The 21,522-nt window shown below is 72.3% G+C and carries 22 protein-coding genes; 6 read left to right on the top strand and 16 right to left on the bottom strand.

Annotated elements, in window-relative coordinates:
- The first annotated feature begins 274 nt into the window (after positions 1–274).
- The 3 genes from ada (at position 275) to BMX97_RS00880 (ending at position 2,696) form a co-directional block, all read left to right on the top strand.
- Positions 275–1,378: a bifunctional DNA-binding transcriptional regulator/O6-methylguanine-DNA methyltransferase Ada gene (gene ada / locus BMX97_RS00890; protein ID WP_091744483.1), complete on the top strand. Its 1,104-nt coding sequence runs from the start codon at positions 275–277 to the stop codon at positions 1,376–1,378.
- 122 nt (positions 1,379–1,500) lie between these two features.
- Entirely contained in the window at positions 1,501–2,223 is a 723-nt protein-coding gene (locus tag BMX97_RS00885) for a DUF4142 domain-containing protein (RefSeq protein ID WP_091744481.1), read from the top strand.
- 242 nt (positions 2,224–2,465) lie between these two features.
- Positions 2,466–2,696, top strand: coding sequence for a hypothetical protein (locus BMX97_RS00880; RefSeq protein ID WP_177202081.1), 231 nt, complete (start codon positions 2,466–2,468; stop codon positions 2,694–2,696).
- Between the two features lie 14 nt (positions 2,697–2,710).
- On the opposite strand, the gene BMX97_RS00875 is transcribed toward BMX97_RS00880, so the two are convergent.
- The 13 genes from BMX97_RS00875 to BMX97_RS00820 all read right to left on the bottom strand — a co-directional run bounded on the left by BMX97_RS00875 (position 2,711) and on the right by BMX97_RS00820 (position 14,335).
- A complete protein-coding gene (locus tag BMX97_RS00875) occupies positions 2,711–3,427 on the bottom strand; it encodes a ribonuclease activity regulator RraA (RefSeq protein ID WP_091744479.1) in 717 nt (238 codons plus the stop codon).
- Positions 3,428–3,920: 493 nt separating this feature from the next.
- Positions 3,921–4,394 (bottom strand): hypothetical protein, encoded by a 474-nt coding sequence (locus BMX97_RS00870; RefSeq protein WP_091744477.1) that lies wholly within the window; start codon positions 4,392–4,394, stop codon positions 3,921–3,923.
- 89 nt (positions 4,395–4,483) lie between these two features.
- Positions 4,484–6,082: an ABC transporter ATP-binding protein gene (locus BMX97_RS00865; RefSeq protein WP_091744474.1), complete on the bottom strand. Its 1,599-nt coding sequence runs from the start codon at positions 6,080–6,082 to the stop codon at positions 4,484–4,486.
- 4 nt (positions 6,083–6,086) lie between these two features.
- The gene (locus BMX97_RS00860) at positions 6,087–7,202 is read right to left on the bottom strand and encodes an ABC transporter permease (RefSeq protein WP_091744472.1); all 1,116 of its coding nucleotides are present in this window, start codon (positions 7,200–7,202) and stop codon (positions 6,087–6,089) included.
- Positions 7,199–8,122: an ABC transporter permease gene (locus tag BMX97_RS00855; protein WP_091744470.1), complete on the bottom strand. Its 924-nt coding sequence runs from the start codon at positions 8,120–8,122 to the stop codon at positions 7,199–7,201. The genes BMX97_RS00860 and BMX97_RS00855 overlap by 4 nt, the downstream gene beginning before the upstream one ends.
- 10 nt (positions 8,123–8,132) lie before the next feature.
- The gene (locus BMX97_RS00850) at positions 8,133–9,737 is read right to left on the bottom strand and encodes a peptide ABC transporter substrate-binding protein (protein ID WP_177202080.1); all 1,605 of its coding nucleotides are present in this window, start codon (positions 9,735–9,737) and stop codon (positions 8,133–8,135) included.
- Positions 9,738–9,745: 8 nt separating this feature from the next.
- Complete coding sequence (locus tag BMX97_RS00845; protein WP_091744466.1) at positions 9,746–10,180, bottom strand: GlcG/HbpS family heme-binding protein; 435 nt, start codon at positions 10,178–10,180, stop codon at positions 9,746–9,748.
- A gap of 157 nt (positions 10,181–10,337) precedes the next feature.
- The gene (locus BMX97_RS00840) at positions 10,338–11,222 is read right to left on the bottom strand and encodes an aminotransferase class IV (RefSeq protein WP_177202079.1); all 885 of its coding nucleotides are present in this window, start codon (positions 11,220–11,222) and stop codon (positions 10,338–10,340) included.
- Positions 11,219–11,629: a DMT family transporter gene (locus BMX97_RS33290; protein ID WP_210187611.1), complete on the bottom strand. Its 411-nt coding sequence runs from the start codon at positions 11,627–11,629 to the stop codon at positions 11,219–11,221. Before BMX97_RS33290 ends, BMX97_RS00840 begins: the two co-directional genes overlap by 4 nt.
- The gene (locus BMX97_RS33285) at positions 11,599–12,186 is read right to left on the bottom strand and encodes a DMT family transporter (RefSeq protein ID WP_210187610.1); all 588 of its coding nucleotides are present in this window, start codon (positions 12,184–12,186) and stop codon (positions 11,599–11,601) included. Before BMX97_RS33285 ends, BMX97_RS33290 begins: the two co-directional genes overlap by 31 nt.
- Positions 12,187–12,207: 21 nt before the next feature.
- Positions 12,208–12,975, bottom strand: coding sequence for an SDR family NAD(P)-dependent oxidoreductase (locus BMX97_RS00830; RefSeq protein ID WP_091744462.1), 768 nt, complete (start codon positions 12,973–12,975; stop codon positions 12,208–12,210).
- Positions 12,972–13,613 (bottom strand): cupin domain-containing protein, encoded by a 642-nt coding sequence (locus tag BMX97_RS00825; protein ID WP_091744460.1) that lies wholly within the window; start codon positions 13,611–13,613, stop codon positions 12,972–12,974. Before BMX97_RS00825 ends, BMX97_RS00830 begins: the two co-directional genes overlap by 4 nt.
- Positions 13,571–14,335 carry a hypothetical protein gene (locus tag BMX97_RS00820; RefSeq protein ID WP_091744458.1) on the bottom strand — a complete coding sequence of 255 codons (765 nt, stop codon included), beginning with the start codon at positions 14,333–14,335 and terminating at the stop codon, positions 13,571–13,573. The genes BMX97_RS00825 and BMX97_RS00820 overlap by 43 nt, the downstream gene beginning before the upstream one ends.
- A gap of 285 nt (positions 14,336–14,620) precedes the next feature.
- Between BMX97_RS00820 and BMX97_RS00815 the strand changes: the two genes are divergently transcribed.
- Positions 14,621–15,469: a class I SAM-dependent methyltransferase gene (locus BMX97_RS00815; RefSeq protein ID WP_091744456.1), complete on the top strand. Its 849-nt coding sequence runs from the start codon at positions 14,621–14,623 to the stop codon at positions 15,467–15,469.
- A gap of 11 nt (positions 15,470–15,480) precedes the next feature.
- The gene (locus BMX97_RS00810) at positions 15,481–16,509 is read left to right on the top strand and encodes an alginate O-acetyltransferase AlgX-related protein (protein ID WP_091744454.1); all 1,029 of its coding nucleotides are present in this window, start codon (positions 15,481–15,483) and stop codon (positions 16,507–16,509) included.
- A gap of 6 nt (positions 16,510–16,515) precedes the next feature.
- On the opposite strand, the gene purU is transcribed toward BMX97_RS00810, so the two are convergent.
- The 3 genes from purU to BMX97_RS00795 are packed head-to-tail and all read right to left on the bottom strand — an operon-like array spanning position 16,516 to position 19,932.
- Positions 16,516–17,379, bottom strand: a complete 864-nt coding sequence (gene purU, locus BMX97_RS00805; protein WP_091744452.1) for a formyltetrahydrofolate deformylase — start codon at positions 17,377–17,379, stop codon at positions 16,516–16,518.
- Positions 17,380–17,416: 37 nt separating this feature from the next.
- Positions 17,417–18,067, bottom strand: a complete 651-nt coding sequence (locus BMX97_RS00800) for a class I SAM-dependent methyltransferase (protein ID WP_091744450.1) — start codon at positions 18,065–18,067, stop codon at positions 17,417–17,419.
- Positions 18,064–19,932 (bottom strand): ABC-F family ATP-binding cassette domain-containing protein, encoded by a 1,869-nt coding sequence (locus BMX97_RS00795; RefSeq protein ID WP_091744447.1) that lies wholly within the window; start codon positions 19,930–19,932, stop codon positions 18,064–18,066. Before BMX97_RS00795 ends, BMX97_RS00800 begins: the two co-directional genes overlap by 4 nt.
- A gap of 97 nt (positions 19,933–20,029) precedes the next feature.
- Between BMX97_RS00795 and BMX97_RS00790 the strand changes: the two genes are divergently transcribed.
- The gene (locus BMX97_RS00790) at positions 20,030–21,415 is read left to right on the top strand and encodes a nucleotide sugar dehydrogenase (RefSeq protein WP_280142780.1); all 1,386 of its coding nucleotides are present in this window, start codon (positions 20,030–20,032) and stop codon (positions 21,413–21,415) included.
- Positions 21,416–21,522: the final 107 nt, after the last annotated feature.

Genomic DNA, 21,522 nt, shown 5'->3' with positions numbered 1-21,522 from the left:
GCAAGCGGAGGAGATCCGAGGAGCAGAAGGCCCCCGCCGGCCGGGGAGGAGGCGTGGCGGGCGGGGGCGCCGGGCCCGCTCGCGCGGCCCGACCCACCCCCGACCGGCCGCCGCTTCCCCGGTGTCGGGGGCGGCGGAGAAAGGTCCGCGGGAGTAAACCTCGATCAAGCCGGGCCGTGCGAGACGCCGGAATTCGGCAGCAAGCGCCGGGATGCGGCGTGACGGCGACGGGGCCAGGATGACGCCGTCGCCCGGACAGGAAGGCACGAGGCCCATGCGCAACCCGGACCCCGCCGCCGCTTCCCCGCCCCTCGACGACACCGCGCGCTTCGCCGCGGTGGCCCGGCGCGACCGGGCGGCGGACGGCCTGTTCGTCTACGCGGTGCGCACGACCGGGGTCTATTGCCGGCCGAGCTGCGCCGCCCGGCCGGCCCGGCCCGAGAACGTCAGCTTCCACCCGACCTGCGCGGCGGCGGAGGCCGCGGGCTTCCGGCCCTGCCGGCGCTGCCGGCCGAACGAAGCGAGCCTGGCCGAGCGCCAGGCCGAGGCGGTGGCCCGGGCCTGCCGGCGGATCGAGGCGGCGGAGACATCGCCGGCGCTCGCCGACCTCGCGGCGGCGGCGGGCTTGAGCCCCTACCATTTCCATCGGGTGTTCAAGCAGGTCACCGGGGTGACGCCGCGGGCCTACGGCGCGGCCCGGCGGGCGGCGCGGGCGGCGGACGGGTTGCGGCAGGAGGACAAGACCGTGACGGATGCGATCTACGAGGCCGGCTACGGCGCGGCGAGCCGGTTCTACGACGCAGCGCCGGAGCGCCTCGGCATGACGCCGACCGCCTATCGCCGGGGCGGGGAGGGCGCGGCGATCCGCTTCGCGGTCGGCGCCTGCTCGCTGGGCCACGTCCTGGTGGCGGCGACCGAGCGCGGCGTCTGCGCGATCCTGCTCGGCGACGAGCCCGACGCGCTGCTGCGCGACCTCCAGGACCGCTTCCCGAAGGCGGCGCTGACGGGAGGCGACGCGGCGTTCGAGGCGACGGTGGCGCTGGCGATCGGCCTCGTCGAGGCCCCGGGCGCCGCCCCGGCCCTGCCGCTCGACATCGGCGGCACCGCCTTCCAGCAGCGGGTCTGGCAGGCCCTGCGGGCGATCCCGCCCGGGCGCACCGCGACCTACGCGGAGATCGCCCAGGCGATCGGCATGCCCAAGGCCGCCCGGGCGGTGGCGCTCGCCTGTGGCGCCAACCCGATCGCGGTCGCGGTGCCGTGCCACCGGGTGGTGCGCCAGGACGGCGGCCTGTCGGGCTACCGCTGGGGCGTCGCCCGCAAGCGGGCCCTGCTCGACCGGGAGCGCGACGCCGGGGACGGGCCGCGGGACGGGACCTAACGGCGCTTCGCTCCCGCTGCGGAACTTTCACGAGAGAGGCAGGTTGTGGCGGCGAAGGGGCGTCAAGCTTTCGCAGTGCGGTCATCCGTACGGCAAAGCTATACACGAATGGACTCTGTTCAATGTCTCGCACTGCACTTCTGGCCGCGCTCGCCGTGACGGTCGCCGGCAGCCTGCCGGCCGCGGCCCAGAACCTCGTGATCTTCCCGAACGACCGTCCGGCGGCCGAATCCACCGAGGCGTTCCGGGCCGAGGCCCTGCGCAGCGACGCCTACAACATCGAGGCGAGCCGCCTCGCGCTGCAGAAGTCGGGCAACCGCGCCGTGCGCGGCTACGCCGAGCAGACGATCGTCAACCGCCAGGCCACCACCGACGCGCTCCTGCCGCGGGGCACCTCGCTGAGCCCGGCCGGCACCGTGGTGGGCGATGCCGGCAACGGCGGCCTCCTCGGCTCGGGCGGCATCCTGACGGCGCCGCTCGCCATCGCCACCGCGCCGATCGCGGTGGTCGGCAACGTGCTCCAGGGCCAGCCGGCCTTCGGCCGCTCGCTCGTCGACACCAACCCGGGCACCCCGGGCCGCCGCGTCGCCCTCGACCCGGCCCGCGAGCAGCGCCTGGCGCGCCTGCAGGCCGCTCCGAGCGGCAAGCGCTTCGACGCGCTCTACACCGCCGACCAGGCCCGGGCCCAGGGCGACAGCGTACAGCTCTACGAGACCTATTCGCGCTTCGGCGACAGCCAGGTCGGCCGCACCTTCGCCAACGAGGCCAAGCCGATGCTGCGCGAGGATGCCGGCGAGGCCGACCGCCTGGCCGACCGCTACTCGAACGCCGACTCGCTGTTCTGATCGCAGCGGGTCGACGGGACCGGCCGGGCGGAGGTTTGCGCCCGGCCCGGGCCGCGCCCGGCCATCCGGCGCGGCCCGTCCCAGGGGAGCATCGTAGGACAGATCCTGTCTCCGGACGGGCCTCCGGGACCGAATTTACGCTGGGGACGGATCGTTGCGCGGAGATCGGCGTTCTCTCCCCGACCCCCTGCCGTCGTGCTTCGGCGCCAGGCCCGATACCACTCCGTCGTGCGAGCTTCCCCGTGGAGCGCCAACCCATGTCGTGCCGCCACAACGCCGTCGCTCCCCAGCCGCACCTGATCGCGACCGCGCCGTCGCACCTGCGCAAGTGGCGCCGCTTCCCGAGCGCGCTGCCGCAACCGGCGAACGATAACGGCCGCGCCGGATACAGCGCCGAGGCCGGCCTGTGGGCCGCGGCGCTCGGCGCCACCGCCACGATGGTGGCGGTGCTGATGGTCGGGATGATGCTGTAGGCCGGATCGCCGGCTCAGCGCCCGGTCTTCTGCCGCCAGGCCGCAAAGTCGGCCTTCGCCTGCTCGTCGATCAGCGGATAGAGGCCGATCACGCCGCGGCCGTTCTGAACCTCCTCCAGCACGAAATCCTCGAACACCGTCATCTCGGCCGCCTCCGCGGCGATCTCGTCGGCGATCTCCGCCGGGATCACGATCACGCCCTCGCCGTCGCCCACCACCACGTCGCCGGGAAACACCGCGACGTCGCCGCAGCCGATCGGCACGTTGATGTCGAGCGCCTGGTGCAGGGTCAGGTTGGTCGGGGCGGACGGGCGGTTGTGGTAGGCCGGGAAGGGCAGGGCGCCGATCTCGGGGGAATCGCGAAAGCCCCCGTCGGTGACGACGCCGGCCGCGCCCCGCTTCATCAGCCGCGTCACCAGGATCGCCCCGGCGGAGGCCGCCCGCGGGTTCTTGCGGCTGTCCATCACCAGCACCGCGCCTTCCGGACATTGGTCGACCGCGACGCGCTGCGGATGCCCGGGATCGCGAAAGACCGCGAGCGTGTTCAGGTCCTCCCGGGCCGGGATGTAGCGCAGGGTGTAGGCTTCGCCGACCATCGTCCCGGCCTGCGGGTTGAGGGGGCGCACGTCCTGGATGAACTGGTTGCGCAGGCCGCGCTTGAACAGGGCGGTGGCCAGGGTCGCGGTGCTGACGGTCTTCAGCGTCGCGCGGGTCTCGGGGCTCAGGGGCATCGGGGCTCTCCGGTCGGGCGCCGAGGCCGCGGGCGGGAGAAAGCCCGTGGGACGCCGTGCCGCCACCGATCCTCCCCGCCACCCGGACGACTTCGCCGCTCCGCGGCCGCCGGTCCGGCAGCCTATGACGCGCCATTGAAGCACTAATGTTTTAGTACATCAACCGGTTTGCCAGGGCATGGCCGGGGCAAGACCCTTCTCGCGCGGGAGGCCGAGCTGCCCGGGAAAAATCTCTTTTAAAATCAAGCGCGGGATCCCCTCTCCCGTGTGGGAGAGGGGTAGGGGCGATCGAAGATCGCACGAGGGTGACACGCTGCCGAGTGAAGCGCTGACCGTTCCGCTGCCAGCACGACACTCAGCGTTTCATACTGAAGCGTGTCTCCCTCACGCGGGATCTTCGATCGCCCGACCCCTCTCCCACACGGGAGAGGGGAGACGCGCCACAGCTTTCCCCAGACAGCCCTGCGCGGAAGGGTCCGGACAGGGGTGCGTCTTACTTCTTGCGCGGCGCCGGGGGCGGGGGCGCGGGGGGCTCGTCGCCCCCTTCGTCGGCCTCGCCGCCGCCGATGGTGGTCTTGAGCGCGAAGGCGACGAGCGGGCTCGCGACGTCGACCACCTCGGCCTTGGTCAGGCCGTCCTTGGCGTCGTAGCTGCCGACCAGCATCACGGTACGGTTCTCGCTCTTGGCGAGGTCGAGACCGTCGCCGGAGACGGCCACCGGCTTGCCGGCGATCTCGTCGGCCTTGCGGTCGTTGGTGAACAGCACCGTGACCTTGCCGTCCTTGACCACGCCGACGTAGCAGATCTCCTCCGGCGTCCGGCACGGAAACAGCATCGCGGCGACGGGATCGGGCGGGGGCGCCTCCTTGGGCGGCGGCGGAGCCTTCGGGCCCTTCGGGGCCGGTTGGGCGGCGGCCGGGGCAGCGGCCGCCAGCGCGAGCAGCGTGAGGGCGAGCGCGGAGCGCATCTGTCTCGTTCTCCCAAAATTGCCCTGTCGGAAGGCGCGAAGTGGCGCGCCGCCGCCGGAGGTTCAAGGGCGGGGTGGCCCGGGACGCCTCACGCCTGCGAGAGATCGCCGTCGAGGTCGGCGGCCGCCACGAGCGCCCGCGTATAGGCCTCGCGCGGGCGCGCCAGCACCGCGTCGGTCGGGCCGCGCTCAACCTCGCGGCCGGCGCGCAGGACCAGCACGGTGTCGGCGAGCGCGCGCACCACCGCGAGGTCGTGGGAGATGAACAGGTAGGCGAGGCCGTGCGCCGCCTGGAGGTCGCGCAGCAGGGCGACGATGTCGCGCTGCACCGTGCGGTCGAGGGCCGAGGTCGGTTCGTCGAGGACGACGAGGCGGGGCCGCAGGATCATCGCCCGGGCGATGGCGATGCGCTGGCGCTGCCCGCCCGAGAAGGCGTGCGGGAAGCGGTGGCGCCAGGCCGGATCGAGGCGGACCTCCGCGAAGGCTTCCGCCGCCCGGGCGTCGCGCTCGGCGGCGCCCAGGTGCGGCGCGTGGACCCGCAGGCCCTCCGCCACGATCTCGCCGGCGGTGAGGCGCGGCGAGAGCGAGCCCATCGGGTCCTGGAACACCGGCTGGAAGCCCCGGCGCAGGGGGCGGAGCGCTGCCCGGTCGAGGGCGGTCAGGTCGCGGTCCTCGAACCGCACCAGGCCGTGGGAGGCGGGTTCGAGGCGCAGGAGCGCCCGGCCGAGGCTCGACTTGCCCGAGCCCGATTCGCCGACGACCCCGATCGTCTGGCCGGCCCGCAGGGTCAGGTCGATGCCGCGGACCGCGAGGCGCGGCGGCTCCGCCCGCAGGAAGCGCCGCCGGCCGGGATAGCCGACCGACACGCCGCGCGCCTCCAGCACCACGGGGGCCCCCGCCGGCACCGGCGCCTTGCGGCCCGCCGGCTCGGCGGTCAGCAGATCGCGGGTCTCGGGCGCCCGCGGGTTCCGGAACAGCGCCCCGGTCGGCCCGGTCTCGACGAGGCGCCCGGCGCGCAGGACCGCGGTACGGTCGGCGATGCGCCGCACCAGCCGCAGGTCGTGGGTGATGAACAGCAGCGCCAGCCCGAGGCGCCGCTTCAAGTCGGCGAGCAGCGCCAGGATCTGCGCCTGGACGGTGACGTCGAGGGCCGTCGTCGGCTCGTCGGCGATGAGGAGGTCGGGCTCGCCGGCGAGCGCCATGGCGATCATCACCCGCTGGCGCTCGCCGCCGGAGAGCTCGTGCGGATAGGCCGAGAGGCGCGAGCCCGCATCGCGGATGCCGACGAGGTCGAGGAGCTCGCGCGCCCGCGCCGCCGCCTGGCGCCGGCTCAGGGAGCGATGGGCGCGCAGCGGCAGGGCGATCTGGTGGCCGACGGCGAAGAGCGGGTCCAAAGCCGTCATCGGCTCCTGGAACACCAGGCCGATGCGGGCGCCGCGGATCCGGTCGAGGGCGGGGCGGTCCAGCGCCGTCAGCTCGGTCCCGTCGAAGCGCACGCTCCCCGAGACCCGCGCCTGGGGCGGCAGCAGGCCGAGGATCGCGAGCGCGACCTGGCTCTTGCCCGAACCGGATTCGCCGACGAGGGCCAGGGTCTCGCCGCGTGCGAGGTCGAGGTCGAGACCGTCGAGCGCCGTCACGCCGGCCTCGGGGTAGCGCACGGTCAGGCCGCGCAACTGCAGCAGGGTCATACGCTCACCCCCGCACGTCGAGGGCGTCGCGCAGGCGCTCGCCGAGCAGCGTCAGGGCGAGCAGGGTGGCGACGAGGAACGAGGCCGGCACGATCAGCATCCACGGCGCGGTCTCGAGGGAGCGGGCGCCGTCGGCGATCAGGACGCCCCAGCTCGTCGCCGGCTCCTGCACGCCCAGACCGAGGAACGACAGGAAGCTCTCGAGCAGGATCACTCGCGGCACCATCAGGGCCGCGAAGGCGACGACGGGGCCGAGGAGGTTGGGCACGACGTGCCGGCGCAGGATCGCGCCCGTCGAGAGGCCGAGCGCCTCGGCCGCCCGGACGTAGTCGCGCCGGCGGATGGCCTGCGCCTCCGCCCGGACGATGCGGGCCATGTCGAGCCATTCGACGGCGCCGACCGCGACGAAGATCAGCGCCACCGAGCGGCCGAAGAACACCACCAGCATGATGACGAAGAACACGAAGGGCAGGGAGTACAGGATGTCGACGAGGCGCATCATCGCCGCGTCGACCCGCCCGCCGAGCGTGCCGGCGAGCGCCCCGTAGGCCACCCCGATGCCGAGCGCCACCGCGGTCGCCAGCAGGCCGAGCGCCAGGGACAGGCGGCCCGCCGTGAGCGTGCGGGTGAGGAGGTCGCGCCCGAGCGCGTCGGTGCCGGCGAGGAAGCGCAGAGCGCGCAACGGCGCCTCGACGGTGAGCCGCCGCCCGTCCTCCGACCGCCCGAGGAGGCGGGCCTCGCCGAAGGTGTCGGAGCGGGAGAAGAAGGTGAGCACCCGGTCGTCGATCGGCCGGTCGGAGGCGAGCGTCAGGCGCACCGCCTCCCCGGTGACCGCCACGTCCTCGGCCCGCACCCGCATGCGGAGGGCGAGCCGGTCGAGGGCCGGACCCACGGCCTCGGGCCTGGGGTAGAGCGCGAGCGAGGGCGGGACGCCCGGATAATCGTAGTAGAGCCGGTCGTAGGGGTGGCCGGTGACGAAGGGCCCGAGAAGGCAGGCGAGCGCCACCACGGCGAGGAGCGCCGCGCAGGCCCGCGCGAGCCCATCGCCGAGGAGGCGGCGCCGGGCGCGGGCGAGGAGCGAGGCCTCGGCGAAGGCGAGGCCGGACGGGGACGGGCTCACCCGAAATCCCTCAGGCGGGGATCGATGAGGGCGCAGGCGAGGTCGGACAGGAGGTTGAGCACGAGGACGAAGACCGCGATCAGCACCACCGTGCCGAGCACCAGCGTGTAGTCGCGGTTGATCGCCCCGTCGACGAAGTAGCGCCCGACCCCGGGCAGGCCAAAGACCGTCTCGACCACCACCGAGCCGGTGAGGAGCCCCGCCGCCGCCGGGCCGAGATAGGAGACGACGGGGAGCGCCGCGCCGCGCAGGCCGTGGAGCGCCAGGGTGCGGGGCGGGAGCCCGAGCGCCCGCAGGGTGCGCCAGTGCGGCCGGTCGAACACTTCGACGAGGCCGGCCCGGACGAGGCGGGCCACCACGGCGACCTGCGGCAGCGCCAGGGTGACGACCGGCAGGACGAGGTTCTTCGGGCTGCCGTCGTCCCACCCGCCGACGGGGAGCCAGTGCAGCGACAGCCCGAAGGCGATCTGGAGGAGCGGCGCGACCACGAAGCCCGGCACGGTGAGCGCGAAGGTGCCGAGCGTCGTCATCGCGTGGTCGAGGGCCGAGCCTCGCCGCAGGGCCGACAGCCCCCCGAGCAGCGTGCCGAGAACGAGCGAGACGAGGAGGGCGAGCCCACCCAGCGTCATCGAGACCGGCAGGCCGCGGGCGAACAATTCGGCCACCGAGAGGTCGCGCACCGAGAAGGACGGCCCGAGATCGCCCCGCGCCAACGCCGCGAGGTAGCGGCCGTACTGGACGAGCAGCGGCTGGTCGAGGCCGTAGACCCGGCGCAAATTCTCCATCGCGGCGGCCGGCAGCGGGCGCTCCAAGTCGAAGGGACCGCCCGGCGCCAGCCGCACCAGGAAGAACGACAGGGTGACGACGACGAACAGCGTCGGGACGGCCTGGGCGAGGCGGCGCAGCACGTAAGGAATCATGCGCGGGGCATCACGCGAGCGACAGCCAGCGCGTCGGCGAGACGCCGCGCAGGTTGGGCTGGAAGCCGCGCAGGCGCGGGCCGATCAGGTGCTTGTGCCGGTAATGCAGCAGCGGGATCCAGGGCAGGTCGGCGAGGAAGAGTTCTTCCGCACGGTAGAGGATCCGGGCGCGGGCCGCGAGATCGGTCTCGCGGGCGGCCTCGCGCATCAGGGCGTCGTAGGCCGGGTTGGCGTAGCGCCCGGAATTGAAGCCGTCGTTGCCGCTCTCGACCAGGAACAGGAAGTTCTGCGGGTCGGCATAGTCGGCGAGCCAGCTCATCCGGGCGAGGTCGAACGGGCCGCCGTCGCGCAGGTAGGCGAAATGGGTCTTGGCGTCGGTGGCGGCGAAGGCCGTCGCGACGTTGAGCGGGCGCCACATGTCGGCGATCGCCACCATGGTGTTCCGGTTGTTGTCGGTGATGTTGTAGCGCAGCTCGACCGCGAGCGGGGTCCCGCCCGGGCCGTAGCCGGCCTCGCGCAGGAGCGCGACCGCCGCATCCTCGCGCTCGAGCGGCGAGAGGTCCCGGCCGGGCATCGTCGGCGGGGGAAGCGCGTTGTCGAGCCCGGCCGGCGTCAGCGAATAGGCCGGCAGCATCGTCTCGCCCCACACGGCCTCGGCCAGGAACTCGCGGTCGAGGGCGAGCGACAGGGCCCGGCGCACCCGGGCGTCGCCGAGGGGGGCTTTGCGCACGTTGACCATCAGCGCCAGCACGCCGAGGGCGGGGTTGAGCACCACGCCCGCGCCGAAGCGGGTCTTGAGCGCCTTCACCTGGTCGGCCGGCAGGTCCTCGAGGGAGTCGATCTCGCCGGCGGCGAAGCGGCGCACCGCGGCGGCGAGGTCGGGGGTCGGGATGTACTCGACCCGGGGGATCGCGATCGCGGCGGCGTCGCGGTGGTGCGGGTTGCGGACCGCCGTGATCCGGTCGTTGGGCGAGAAATCCTTCAGCACGTAGGCGCCGTTCGACACGAGGTGGCCGGGCCGCGTGAAGGCGTCGCCGTATCGGGCGAGGGACGGCCGGTGGAGCGGCGTGCTCGCCTGGTGCGCCATCAGCTCGACGAAGTAGGGGGTCGGCTGGGCGAGCCGGATCACCACCGTGAGCGGGTCGGGCGCCGCGACCCCGACGGCGTCGACCGGCATCGCCCCGCGGTTGACCGCCTCGGCGTTCAGGATCGGCGCCAGCACGCTGGCGTATTTCGCCCCCGTCGCCGGGTCGAGCATGCGGCGGAAGCCGTGCACGACGTCGTCGGCGACGACCGGGTCGCCGTTCGACCAGCGCCCGTCGGGGCGCATCGCGAAGGTCCAGGTGAGGCCGTCGGCGGAGGTGGTCCAGCCCGCGGCCGCCCCCGGCATCAGGTCGCCGTCGGCGCCGTAGGTGCTCAGGCCCTCGTAGAGGTCGAGGAGGATCGTCGCCTCGGCCACCGTCGAGGTCTTGTGCGGGTCGAGGGTCTCGGGATCGGCGCCGTTGCCGCGCCGGTAGGCGGCGGGGCCGGCCGCGCGGGCGGGGACCGCCGCGCCGAAGGGCGCAGCGCCCAAGGATGCGGCGGCGAAGCCCGCGAGGACGTCCCGGCGCCGCATCGCCGGGCTCAGGCGCCGGCCTGGGCCTGGAGGCCGGCGGCCTCGATGCCGGCGAGCGCCGCCTTCTCGTCGTTGTCGGACGTGTCGCCCGAGATGCCGACCGCGCCGAGGAGCACGCCGTCGCGCTTGATCAGCACGCCGCCCGGGACCGGGATCAGGCCGGCGGGGCCCGCCACGTGGGTCACGGCGGCGACGAAGTAGGCCTGCTCCTCGGCCCGCTTGGCGATGGCGCGCGAGCCGATGCCGAGCGCCAGGGCGCCGTTGGCCTTGCCGAGGGCGATCTCGGCCCGCTTGAGGCTGGTGCCGTCCTCGACGGAGGCCGCCTTGAGGGCGCCGCGGGCGTCGAGCACCACCACCGCCAGGGGCTTGAGCCCGAGGTCGCGGCCGGCCTTGAGGGCGGCGGTCACGAGGGTCGAGGCGGCGTCGAGGGTGAGGTCGGACATGGTGTCGGGAACTCCGGGTCGTCGCGGGGACGGGCTGCCCTTGAGCGACGCGCGGCCAGGGACTTACCCCGGCAGGACCGGCAACGCCAACCCGTGCGGCAAGCGCCGCATCACCGCGGAGCCCGGGATCGCGCGCGATCCCGTCGCAGGCCGTGCGCTATCCCCCGCGCGTCCGCTCGCGATAGGCCTGCCGCAGCGGATCGAGGACACGCCGCAGGCCGCCGGTCCCGAGATCGAACCGATGGTCTCCGATCCGCGCCACGGGCACCACCTCGTAGGCCGTACCCGTTGCGAACGCGCCGTCGAACGCCGCGATGTCCGAGAGCGCGACGTCGGCGACCTCGACCAGGATCGAGAGAGCAGCGGCCAGGGAAACGATCTCCTGGCGGGTCAGGCCGTCGAGGGCATGGTCGGTGGGCGGGGTCACGAGGGTCCCGTCGCGTACGAAGACGATGTTGGCGCCCGACAACTCGGCCACGTGCGTGCCGTCCGGCGCGAGGACGAGCGCGTCGTCGAAGCCGTGGGCCCGGACCGCGGCGACGTTCATCGACCCGATGGCGTAGAGACCCGACAGCTTGGCCTGGAGCGGCCACATGGTCGGCGCCGGCCGGCGCCAGGGACCGATACCGAGCGACAGGCCGGCCTCTGCGGCACCGGGATGGGGTCCCGACCAGTCCCAACCGGCGACGGCGAGACGGCAATCGGTGGAACGGCCGACGATCCCGAGTTCGTCGGCGCCCCGCCAGGCGATCGGCCGGAGATAGGCATCGTCGAACCGGCACGCCCGGGCATAGGCCTCGATCTCCGCGACGAGGCGATCCACGTCGAAGGGGAGCGCGATGCCGACCGTCCGGCACGAGAAAGCCAGCCGCTCGCAATGCTCCCGTAGCTTGAACGGCCGCCCGCCATAGACCCGTACCCCCTCGAACGCGGCGGTGCCGTAGTGCAGGCCGTGGCTGAGGACGTACAGCGTCGCCTCGGGCCAGGGAACCCGGCGGCCGTCGAGCCAGATCACGCCGTCGCGCAGGTGAAGGGGCGTCATCGCGGAGCCTGCTTCGATGAGAGGAGACGCATGCGGGGACGATCGAGCGTCGCCAGGGCCACGCCGCCGAGCGCCAGGCATCCGCCGAAGATCTGCTGGATCGCCGGGGCGTGGCCCAGCACGAGAGCTGCCAGGGCGACCGCGAAGGGCGGCATCAGGAAGGTGAAGATGCCGGTCCGGGATGCACCGAGGGCCTTCACGCCCTGGTTCCACCAGAGATAGGCCAGAAGCGTCGCGAAGATCGCCAGGTAACCGATCGACAGCCAGAAGGTCCGGGAGGCGTGCGCGAGGTCGAGAGGCTCACCCAGCAGGAGCGGCAGCGGGAGCAGGAAGAGCGTTCCGAACCCGAACGACAGCGTCGTCGTCTCGAGCGAGCTCAGCCCGTCCGGAGCGAACTTGGCCGACACGGCGTAGCAGGAGAAGGCGGGGCGGACAGGACGATGACGACGTTGGACGACAGCGCGACGGATCCCCCCGCATCGTGCGTGATCACGAGGATCGCCCCGACCAGCCCGCAGGCGAGGCCGAGCCAGAGCTTCGTCGGCACCGTCTCCCGGAGAACGATCCCACCCAGGACGGCGGTGAAGACCGGCTGCGTCGTCGGGATCAGCAGGGCGGCATTCGCCGCCGTGGAGTGGCGCAGCCCGAGATGCAGCAGGATCGTGTAGGCGGCTACACCGAAGAAGCCCATGGCCGCCAGGACCGCCCAGTCGCGCCCGGCGAGCCCCCTCAGACGCGCGCCCAGAGGGCCCTGCTGCCCGCCCGCGGCCAGGCACATCGCGACGTTACAGACGGTCGTGACGACGAAGCGCACGACCGCCGTCGTCGCGGCCGGCTGCTCATGGAGCGCGATTTCACTCGCTACGAAGGTTCTTGCCCAGAATATCTGCACAAGAATCAGCTTGATGATAATATTTTTTGCATTTTCCTGTCGCAACATGCGCCCGATCTCAAGGATAAGCATGAAGATTATGCGCTTATATCCCTACGTCAATAGTCCGCCATCGACAGTCAGGCAGGCGCCCGTCGTGAACGAGGCGTACTTCGAGGCGAGAAAGTACACCGCGTCCGCGACCTCCTCCGGTCGCGCCAGGCGGCCGAGCGGATGCAGGCGCTCGCGCCGCCGCCGTCCCTCGACCGCATCGGCCTCGCAGGCCAGCGCGCGATCGGTCATCGGCGTGTCGACGACGGCCGGAGCGACGGCGTTGACCCGGATGCCGGACGGGGCGAGTTCCGCGGCGAAGGCTCTGGTCAGGGAGAGCACGGCGGCCTTGGTGGCGCTGTAGATCCCGTCGCCCGGCCAAGTGCGGAACGATGCGACCGAGGCCAGATTGACGATGCTGGCGCCGTCCGTGCCCGTCATCAGCGGCAGAACGGCGCGCGAGCAGAGAAACACAGATCTCACGTTGACCGAGAACAACCTCTCGTAGTCGTCGAGACTGAAATCGATCAATGGACCGGCTATCTCGATCCCGACGTTGTTGACGAGCGTGTCGACGGCACCGCAGGTCGCCGCAATGCGCGAGAAGGCGGCCCCCACCGATGCCGCGTCGGCGACATCGGCCGAAACCGCTTCCGCCACGCCGCCGCGGGCGGCGATGTCGGCGACGAGGACGGCGACCGCGCGCGCGTCGACGTCCATGGCGACGACCCGTGCGCCACGCCCGGCGAAGCAGAGGGCGGTCGCACGTCCGATGCCCGATCCGGCCCCCGTGACGACGACCGTGCGGAGAGCTTCGTCACGGCGGCTCATGCGCGCTCCCGCTTCGGACGGAGGTTCCACCGGGGCGGAATGAAGACGTTGAGCGAGGATGCGGCCGGTCCCTCGTCGTTCCAGCCCGAATGAGGTACGTGATCAGGGGCGTGGTACACCGCCTCCGGCCCGAAGGTCCGAACCTCGTCGCCGACCCTCATCGTGTAGGTGCCCGCGACGCCGATCCCGATCTGGGAGCCGCGATGGGTATGGAGCGGCATCACCGCCCCGGGCGCCAAGTGCGAGAGCATGATCTCGAACCAGGGTCCGACGAAGAAGCTGACAGCGAGGCCGCCCTTGACCGCACGCGCCTCGGTGAGGGGCAGTACGACCGTGCCGGACGCGCCGCGTGTCAGCTGCCCCTCCTCGCTGGGGATCGGCTTGCGCTTGATGTCCACCGTGACGGCCGTCGTCCCGCTCTCGTTGCGCGCGCCATGTGGCGTGCCGCCCGGCGCGAAATAGGCGCGTTCGAGTGCCGGCATGGGGTGGTCGCGCCCATCGACCTCCATGACGAAGCGACCGCGGAGACAGAGGCCGATCTGATGCTCGTCATGGGCGTGGACCGGCACGACGGCTCCCGGCGCGACTTCGGCGATCATGACGCTCGTGTCGGCCGGATCTCCGAGCGTGTAGACCACCGCGCTGATCCCGGGAAACGGATGGATGCGTCGCCCTTCCGGAAAATACGGACTCGTGCCGCCGGCCCTCCCTGCGCGAAGACGTTCCACGTCATCTGGATGACGATCCCGACCCCCGAGGATTCGAGCCCGAACTCGGCAATGGTCGAGAGATTGCACAGCGCCATGTCGGCGTCGTTCACCAGAACGGCGCGCGCGGCCGCGACGGTGGAGCAGTAATGGGCGACCCTGAACCGGGATCCCGCCGGCAGGATCCGCGGGATGAGATCGACCGGCGCGGGATGGCTCGCGATGAGCGGCATGGCGCAAGAGCGCTCGGGATCGACGCCGTCGCGCAAGGTGCCCGCTCCACGCCGCCACGCGACATGATAGGGCGGCGTATCGTGGCAGAAGCAACCGATCAGCTCGATATCCTCGGCCATGAAGAACTTGTGCGCACCCGCGAACGCGCTCGGAACGATAACCAGGCGGCCACGGACCTGGCGGTCGCCGTGAAGGATGTCTTCGAACTTGTCATGCAGAACGATCGCCAATTCGAGGGACATCGCCGCCATGAAGTGCCGGGCCGCGAGATGGCTGCTCGTCGATTCCGGCCCGAGGGTATGCACCGACGCGAACGCCGCGAGATCCAGGCCGTCCGATCGCCTGCTGAATCCCGATGCGACCGCCGCGCGCCGGGTCGTGCCGCTACGAACCGGGAGAAATTCTCGATCGTCGTGCATGCCATCCGAACCTCAATAAAATTCGTGCATGGAATTTATGATTCGACGATAAATTTCGTCAATCTCGCGATATGAAAATCTATTTCTAGATAAAAATAGAAATCGTGGAAATGTACTCTTATCTTTCATTCTGAGCTTATTTATTCGGCACAATTTCGCAGAACCGGCAGCCGGCCTCGATCCGGTGCCGCCAGGGCATCGGGCCTGGGCGATCGGGACGCGAGGGTTTGCCGGGCTCGAACGGCCGTGATACCGGCCCCGCGCACCATCGGCGCCTTGAGGGACATGTCGGACCGCGACCCCGCTGCCGCGGGCCTCTCCGAGGGCCTGCATCTCACGCACACGATCGACCTGCCCGGCCAGGGGACGCTCGCGGGCGAGATCGACCTGCGGGAGAATTTCGCCGCCTGCCTCGGCGATGTGCAGCTGCGCGGCCGGCGGGTGCTCGACGCCTGCGCGCTCAGCGGCTTCACCAGCTTCGCCATGGAGGCCCTGGGCGCCGAGGTGGTGTCCTACGACCGGGCCGGGGGCCGGCACTGGGACCTGGTGCCGTTCTGCGACGGCCTGCCGGCCTCCCACCTGGTGCCGCTCCTCGACGCGCACCAGGCCCGGATCGCCCGCGCCTACCGCCACTGCCACGCCGCCCTGGGCTCGCGGGCCGAGCGGATCGAGGGCGACCTCTGCGCTCTGCCCGAGGCGATCGGCCCCGTCGACCTCGCGGTGGTAGGGGCGCTGGCGCATGTCCGCGACCCGTTCCGGGCGCTCCACAGCGCGCTGCGCCTCGTCCAGGAGACCGCCGTGGTCACCGGCATGCTGCCGCGCCGGCCGTGGTACGACCCGGGCCGGCTCGTCGACGACGGCTGGCTCGGCGATCCCCGGCACGGGCCGTTCGGGCGCGAGCGGCTGGCGGACCGGCGCGCCGACGCCCCCCTGGCCTTCCTGCCCCGCAGCGGCCAGGGCAACCCGTTCGCGGCTTGGTGGCAGATCCCGCCGCGGACGGTCGTGCGCTGGCTCGAGGTCATCGGCTTCGGCGAGACGCGGATCGCCTATCACCGCCGCCCGGTCGCCGGCCGGATGCGCACGCTCTACGCGGTGGTCGGCCGCCGGACCCAGGCGAACCACGCGGCGATCTGAGAAGGACGGCGATGTTCCATATCGGGCAGGACGGCTGGCTGTTTCTGACCGTCGGCACCAACCGGGCGGCGGACCTCTACGCCGACACCCCGGAGGTCTGGCGCATGCTGCGGGGCTGGCGCCGGCTGCTGCTCGCCCGCGCCGACAGGGCCGCGCGGCTCGACGCCCGCTACCTGCACCTGTCCTCGCCCGAGAAGCTCAGCGTCTACGACCACAAGTTCTTCGGCCCGGGCCCGGTCCGGGCCTCGCGCTCGCCGACGCGCCGGCTGGGGCAGCTCCTGCGCCTGTCGCCCAAGGGGCGCCGGCTGTGGGTCGACGCGCTGGCGCCGCTCCGGGCCGGGCGCGACGCGGCCGAGCTGTACTACCGGACCGACACGCACTGGACCTCACAGGGCACCTTCGTCGCCTACCGGGCGATCTGCGCGGCCTGCGGCGCGGCACCGATCGCCGACCTCCTGGAGACGCGGCCGGCCCACACCGCGACCCGCCGCATGGATCTCGGCGAGAAGCTGCAGTTTCCGGTGACCGAGACCTCGACCTACCGGGCGATCCGCCGGACCGCCTGGGTCGCGGAAGCAGGCCGCCTCTACGGGCTGGCGGAAGCCCACCCGGAGCTCGCCCTCCACACCGGCGTGCGGGTCGGGTTCCGCAACGGTGACCCGGCGGCGGATCCGCGCTCGCTGCTCGTGTTCGGCTCGTCCTATTCGGGCTACGGCGGCCTGGGGCTTACCAGCATGCTCGCCGAGACCTTCCGGCGCGTCGACTTCGTCTGGTCGGCGGAGGTCGACTGGGGCCTCGTCGCAAAGCTGCGCCCGGTGATCCTGCTCACCGAATCGGCCGAGCGCTACATGGCCCGGCTGCCCGACGACGATCGCTTCGACGTCGGGCGCTACGAGGACGAGAAGCTCGCCGGGCTGCTCGCGGAGAATCCCGGGCTCGCGATTCCTAGAGCATTTTCCGACGAAGTGGAAACCGGTTCGTCGGAGAAAATGCGACAAAACAAAGACTTAGAGAGTTTCGCGATTGCAACGCGATCGTGAAGCTCTCTAGTCCGTGAACACCACGGTCTTGCGGCCGTTGGCGATCACCCGGTCCTCCAGCACGTAGCGCACCGCGCGGGCCAGCACCCGGCGCTCGATGTCCCGGCCCTTGCGCACGAGGTCGTCCGGGGTGTCGCGGTGCGAGATGCGCTCGACGTCCTGCTCGATGATCGGCCCCTCGTCGAGGTCGCCGGTGACGAGGTGCGAGGTGGCGCCGATCAGCTTCACGCCGCGCTCGTGCGCCTGGTGGTAGGGCCTCGCGCCCTTGAAGCCCGGCAGGAACGAGTGGTGGATGTTGATGCAGCGGCCCGCGAGCTTGTGCGAGAGGTCGTCCGACAGGATCTGCATGTAGCGGGCGAGGACCACCAGTTCGGCGCCGGTCTCCTCGACGAGGCGCCACAGGGCGGCCTCCTGCTGGGGCTTGGTGTCGGCTGTGATCGGCAGGTGGTGGAACGGGACGCCGGCGAGATCCGCCGCGCCGTAGATCTCCCGCGGGTAGTTCGAGACCACCGCGCAGACGTCCATCGGCAGTTCGCCGATGCGCCAGCGGTAGAGGAGGTCGTTGAGGCAGTGGTCGAAGCGCGAGACCAGCAGCATCACGCGCCGCCGCTCGGCCCGGTCCCGCAGGGTCCAGTCCATGCCGAAGCGCTGGGCCACCGCCTCGAAGCCGGACGCGAGCGCGTCCCGCCCCGGCGCGCCCTGCACCGGGTTGAACACGATCCGCATGAAGAAGCGGCCGGTCTCGACGTCGTCGAATTGCTGCGCGTCGAGGATGTTGCAGCCGGCCTCGAACAGGTAGGCCGAGACGCCGGCCACGATCCCCGGGACGTTGGTGCAGGAGAGGGAGAGGACGTAGGAGGGGGAGGTCATGGGGAGCCCGGGCCGGAAACGAGAATCGGCCCCCGCCCTAGGCGATCGCCTCGGGCGCGTGAAGCCCCTGCGCCGCTTCCCTGACGAAAGCGATCCGGTCCCAGGTCACGCCGGGGCGCCCGAGCAGGGCGTCGTCGTCCGTGCGGCAGAGGAGGCAGCGCAGGCCGCACCCGCGCGCGAGGTCGATCGTCTCGGCCGCCGACACGTCGAACATCCGCCGCCCCTCCGGCACGGGACCGTGGCGCAGCGACAAAGCCATCACGCCGCCGACCCGCATCAGGGCGGCGAGGCGCGGCATCGCGCAGCGCCGCTCGGCCTCGTCGAGATGCATCCAGACGGCGGTGAGCATCACGACGTCGAAGCTGTCGCCGCGCCCGGAGAGGGCGGCGAGGTCCGGCAGGCCGTCGTCCAGCCAGTCGATCCGCGGGGACGGGTGCAGGAGGACCGCCTGCCGGCGCAATGCGAGCGTCGGCTCGACGGCGGTGACGCGGTAGCCGAGGGCGGCAAAGCCCGCGGCATCCCGCCCGGTCCCGGCGCCGATGTCGAGGACGTGGGCCGGGGGCGCGGGCAGCAGCGGCAGGATCGCCGCGTGGATGTCCGCGAAGGCGATGCTCTCGTATTGCGAGACCAGCCGCTCGGCCTCGGCGGCGTAGCCGGCGGTACCCCGGGGAGCGCTCCCGTCCGTCACGCCTCCGCCTCCAGCTCCCCGCTCACCTCCAGCCACTCCTCCTCGGCGCTGCCGAGAGCCGCGGCGGCCTCGGCCCGCATCCGGGCGAGCTCGCCGGCCTTGGCGGCGTCGGTGCGGAAGGCGGTGCCGTCGGCGAGCGCCGTGTCGATCTTGGCGATGGCGGCGGAGAGCTTGGCCATCCTGGCCTCCACCGCCTCGAGCTTGCGGCGCAACGGCGCCAAAGCCGCCCGGCGCTCGGCGTTGGAGCGGCGCTCCACCGCCTTGGCGCCGCCGGTGGGCTCCTGGGCCTTGGCGGTCTCGGCCTCGGGGCCGGCCAGCACCAGGCGGCGGTAATCGTCCATGTCGCCGTCGAAGGGCTTCACGGTGCCGTTGCGCACCAGCCACAGCCGGTCGGCGCAGGCCTCGACCAGGAAGCGGTCGTGGCTGACCAGGATGACGGCGCCCTCGTAGTCGTTGATCGCCTCGACCAGCGCCTGGCGGCTCTCGATGTCGAGGTGGTTGGTCGGCTCGTCGAGGATCAGGAGGTGGGGCCCGTGGAAGGCGGCGAGCCCCATCAGGAGCCGCGCCTTCTCGCCGCCGGAGAGCTGCGAGACCGGGGTGTCGGACTTGTGGCCGGGGAATCCGAGGCGCGCCGCCGCGGCGCGCGCCTTCGCCTCCGGCACGTCCGGCATCAGGTCGCGGACATGGGCGTAGGCGCTCTCGGCCGGGCGCAATTCGTCGAGCTGGTGCTGGGCGAAGTAGGCGACGTTCATCTTGCCCCAGCGCCGTACCTCGCCCGAGAGCGGATCGAGCCGCCCGCCGATGAGCTTGCAGAAGGTCGACTTGCCGTTGCCGTTGGCGCCGAGCAGCGCCACCCGGTCGTCGGGGGCGAGCGTCAGGTTGAGGCCGGTCAGCACAATGCGGTCGGGATAGCCGGCCTGGACCCGCTCCATCGCGACGAGCGGCGGGGACAGGGCGCGTTCCGGGCTCGGCAGGTGGATCACCGGCACGTCGTCCTCGATGAGCGCCGCGATCGGCTCCATCTTGGCGAGCCGCTTCATCCGCGACTGGGCCTGGCGCGCCTTGGTCGCCTTGGCCTTGAAGCGGTCGACGAAGCTCTGGAGATGGGCGCGCTCGGCCTCCTGCTTCACCCGGGCCTTGGCCTGGAGGGTGCGCTTCTCGGAGAGCTGGCGGGCGAACGAGGTGTAGCCGCCGCGATAGAGCGTGAGCTTGCCCCGATCGAGGTGGAGGATGTGGTCGACGGAGGTGTCGAGGAGGTCGCGGTCGTGGCTGATGATCACCGCGGTGCGCGGATAGCGCTCGAGGTAGTCGTAGAGCCAGAGCGTGCCCTCGATGTCGAGGTAGTTGGTCGGCTCGTCGAGGAGGAGCAGGTCCGGCTCGGAAAACAGCACGGCGGCGAGCGCCACCCGCATCCGCCAGCCACCGGAGAAGTCGGAGCAGGGCCGGCTTTGAGCCTCCGCGTCGAAGCCGAGGCCGTGCAGGATCGCGGCGGCCCGGGCCGGAGCCGAATGGGCGTCGATGTCGACGAGCCGGGTCTCGATCTCGGCCCGGCGCAACCCGTCGGCGGTCTCGGCCTCCGCCATGAGGCGCGTGCGCTCGGTATCGGCGGCGAGCACCACCGCGTGCAGGGTCTCGGGGCCGGCCGGGGCCTCCTGCGCCACGCCGCCGATCCGGGTGCCCTTCGGCAGGCCGATCGAGCCGCCCTCGGTCGGGATCTCGCCCTGGATGATGCGGAACAGGGTGGTCTTGCCGGCGCCGTTGCGCCCGACGATCCCGACCCGCGCCCGCTCGGGCAGGGCGAAGCTGGCTTGGTCGAGGATCAGGCGGTCGCCGATCCGGTAGGTGAGGTCGTTCACGCGGAGCATGGCGGCGTTGTGGGGGCGGCGCGACCGGGTGGCAAGGGGCAGACGGGTGAGGCCCCCGTGTTGACAGCGCCGCCCCGCGCACCGTGTAAGCGGAGCCATGAGAGCCGACCTGACCGCCGAGCCCGGACCCGCGATGACGCTCCCCTCCGAGACGACGTCCCCCGCCGGGACCCTCGGCCGGCTCCTCGCCGAGCGCCGGGCCCTGATCGGCATCGTCGGCCTCGGCTATGTCGGGCTGCCGCTGGCGCTCGCCGCCCTCAGAGCCGGCTTCTCCGTGCTCGGCTTCGACGTCGATCCGGGGCGCGTCGCGGCGCTGAACCGGGGCGAGGGGGCGTTCCACCACATCCCGGGCGACGCGCTCGGCCCGGCGCTGGCGGCCGGCACCTTCCAGGCCACCGGCGACATGGCGCGTTTGTCCGAGCCCGACGCGGTGCTGATCTGCGTGCCGACGCCGCTCACCCGCCACCGCGAGCCGGACCTGTCCTACGTCGAGGCCACCGCCGGGGCCATCGCCGCGCGGTTGCGGCCGGGCCAGCTCGTGGTGCTCGAATCGACCACCTATCCGGGCACCACCGACGAGGTGATGCGGCCGATCCTCGAGGCCGGCGGCCTGCGCTCGGGCCGCGACTTCTTCCTCGCCTACTCGCCGGAGCGCGAGGATCCGGGCAACGGCGAGTTCGACACCGCCCGCATCCCGAAGGTGGTGGGGGCGGACGACGACGCCGCGCGCACGCTCGCGGAAGCGCTCTACGGCGCGCTGGTGGTGCGCACCGTGCCGGTCTCCTCGGCCGCCGCGGCGGAAGCCGTGAAGCTCACGGAGAACATCTTCCGCTCGGTCAACATCGCCCTCGTGAACGAACTGAAGCTCGTCTACGACGCGATGGGCATCGACGTCTGGGAGGTGATCCAGGCCGCCGCCACCAAGCCGTTCGGCTTCATGCCGTTCCAGCCCGGACCGGGCCTGGGGGGGCACTGCATCCCGATCGACCCGTTCTACCTCGCCTGGAAGGCGCGGGAATTCGACGTGCCGGCCCGGTTCGTGGAACTCGCCGGCGAGGTCAACACGCGGATGCCCTACCACGTGGTCGAGCGCCTGGCGGCGGCCGTCGACCGCACCGGGCGGGCCTTCTCGGGCGCGAGCGTGCTGGTGCTGGGGCTCGCCTACAAGCGCAACGTCGAGGATACCCGCGAGAGCCCGGCGCTGAAGCTCATCCGGCTGATCGAGGCGCGCGGCGCGACCGCGCTCTACCACGATCCCCTGGTGCCGGTGCTGCCGGCGACCCGCGAGCACCCGGAGCTCGCCGGGCGGGCCTCGCAGCCCCTGACGCCCGAGACCCTGCGGGCCGTCGACGCGGTGCTGATCGCCACCGACCACGACGGCGTCGATTACGGGCTGGTGGCGCGCGAAGCCCGCCTCGTCGTCGACACCCGCAACGTCATGGCGCGCCATGGACTCACAGGTGCGACGATCGTGAAGGCGTAATCCCGGGAAAAGCCCCGGGATCCCCGGCACATGACCCCGGCGCGAGCCCCCCGCGCCCTGGCGAGCGCGGCCGCGCCGGGCTAAGAACGCGGGAGCAACACCCGCGA

The sequence above is a fragment of the Methylobacterium sp. ap11 genome (assembly GCF_900110515.1).
Lineage (GTDB): Bacteria > Pseudomonadota > Alphaproteobacteria > Rhizobiales > Beijerinckiaceae > Methylobacterium > Methylobacterium ajmalii.
The sequence above is the reverse complement of the archived record's forward strand: the minus strand, read 5'-3'. Positions and strand labels throughout refer to the sequence as shown.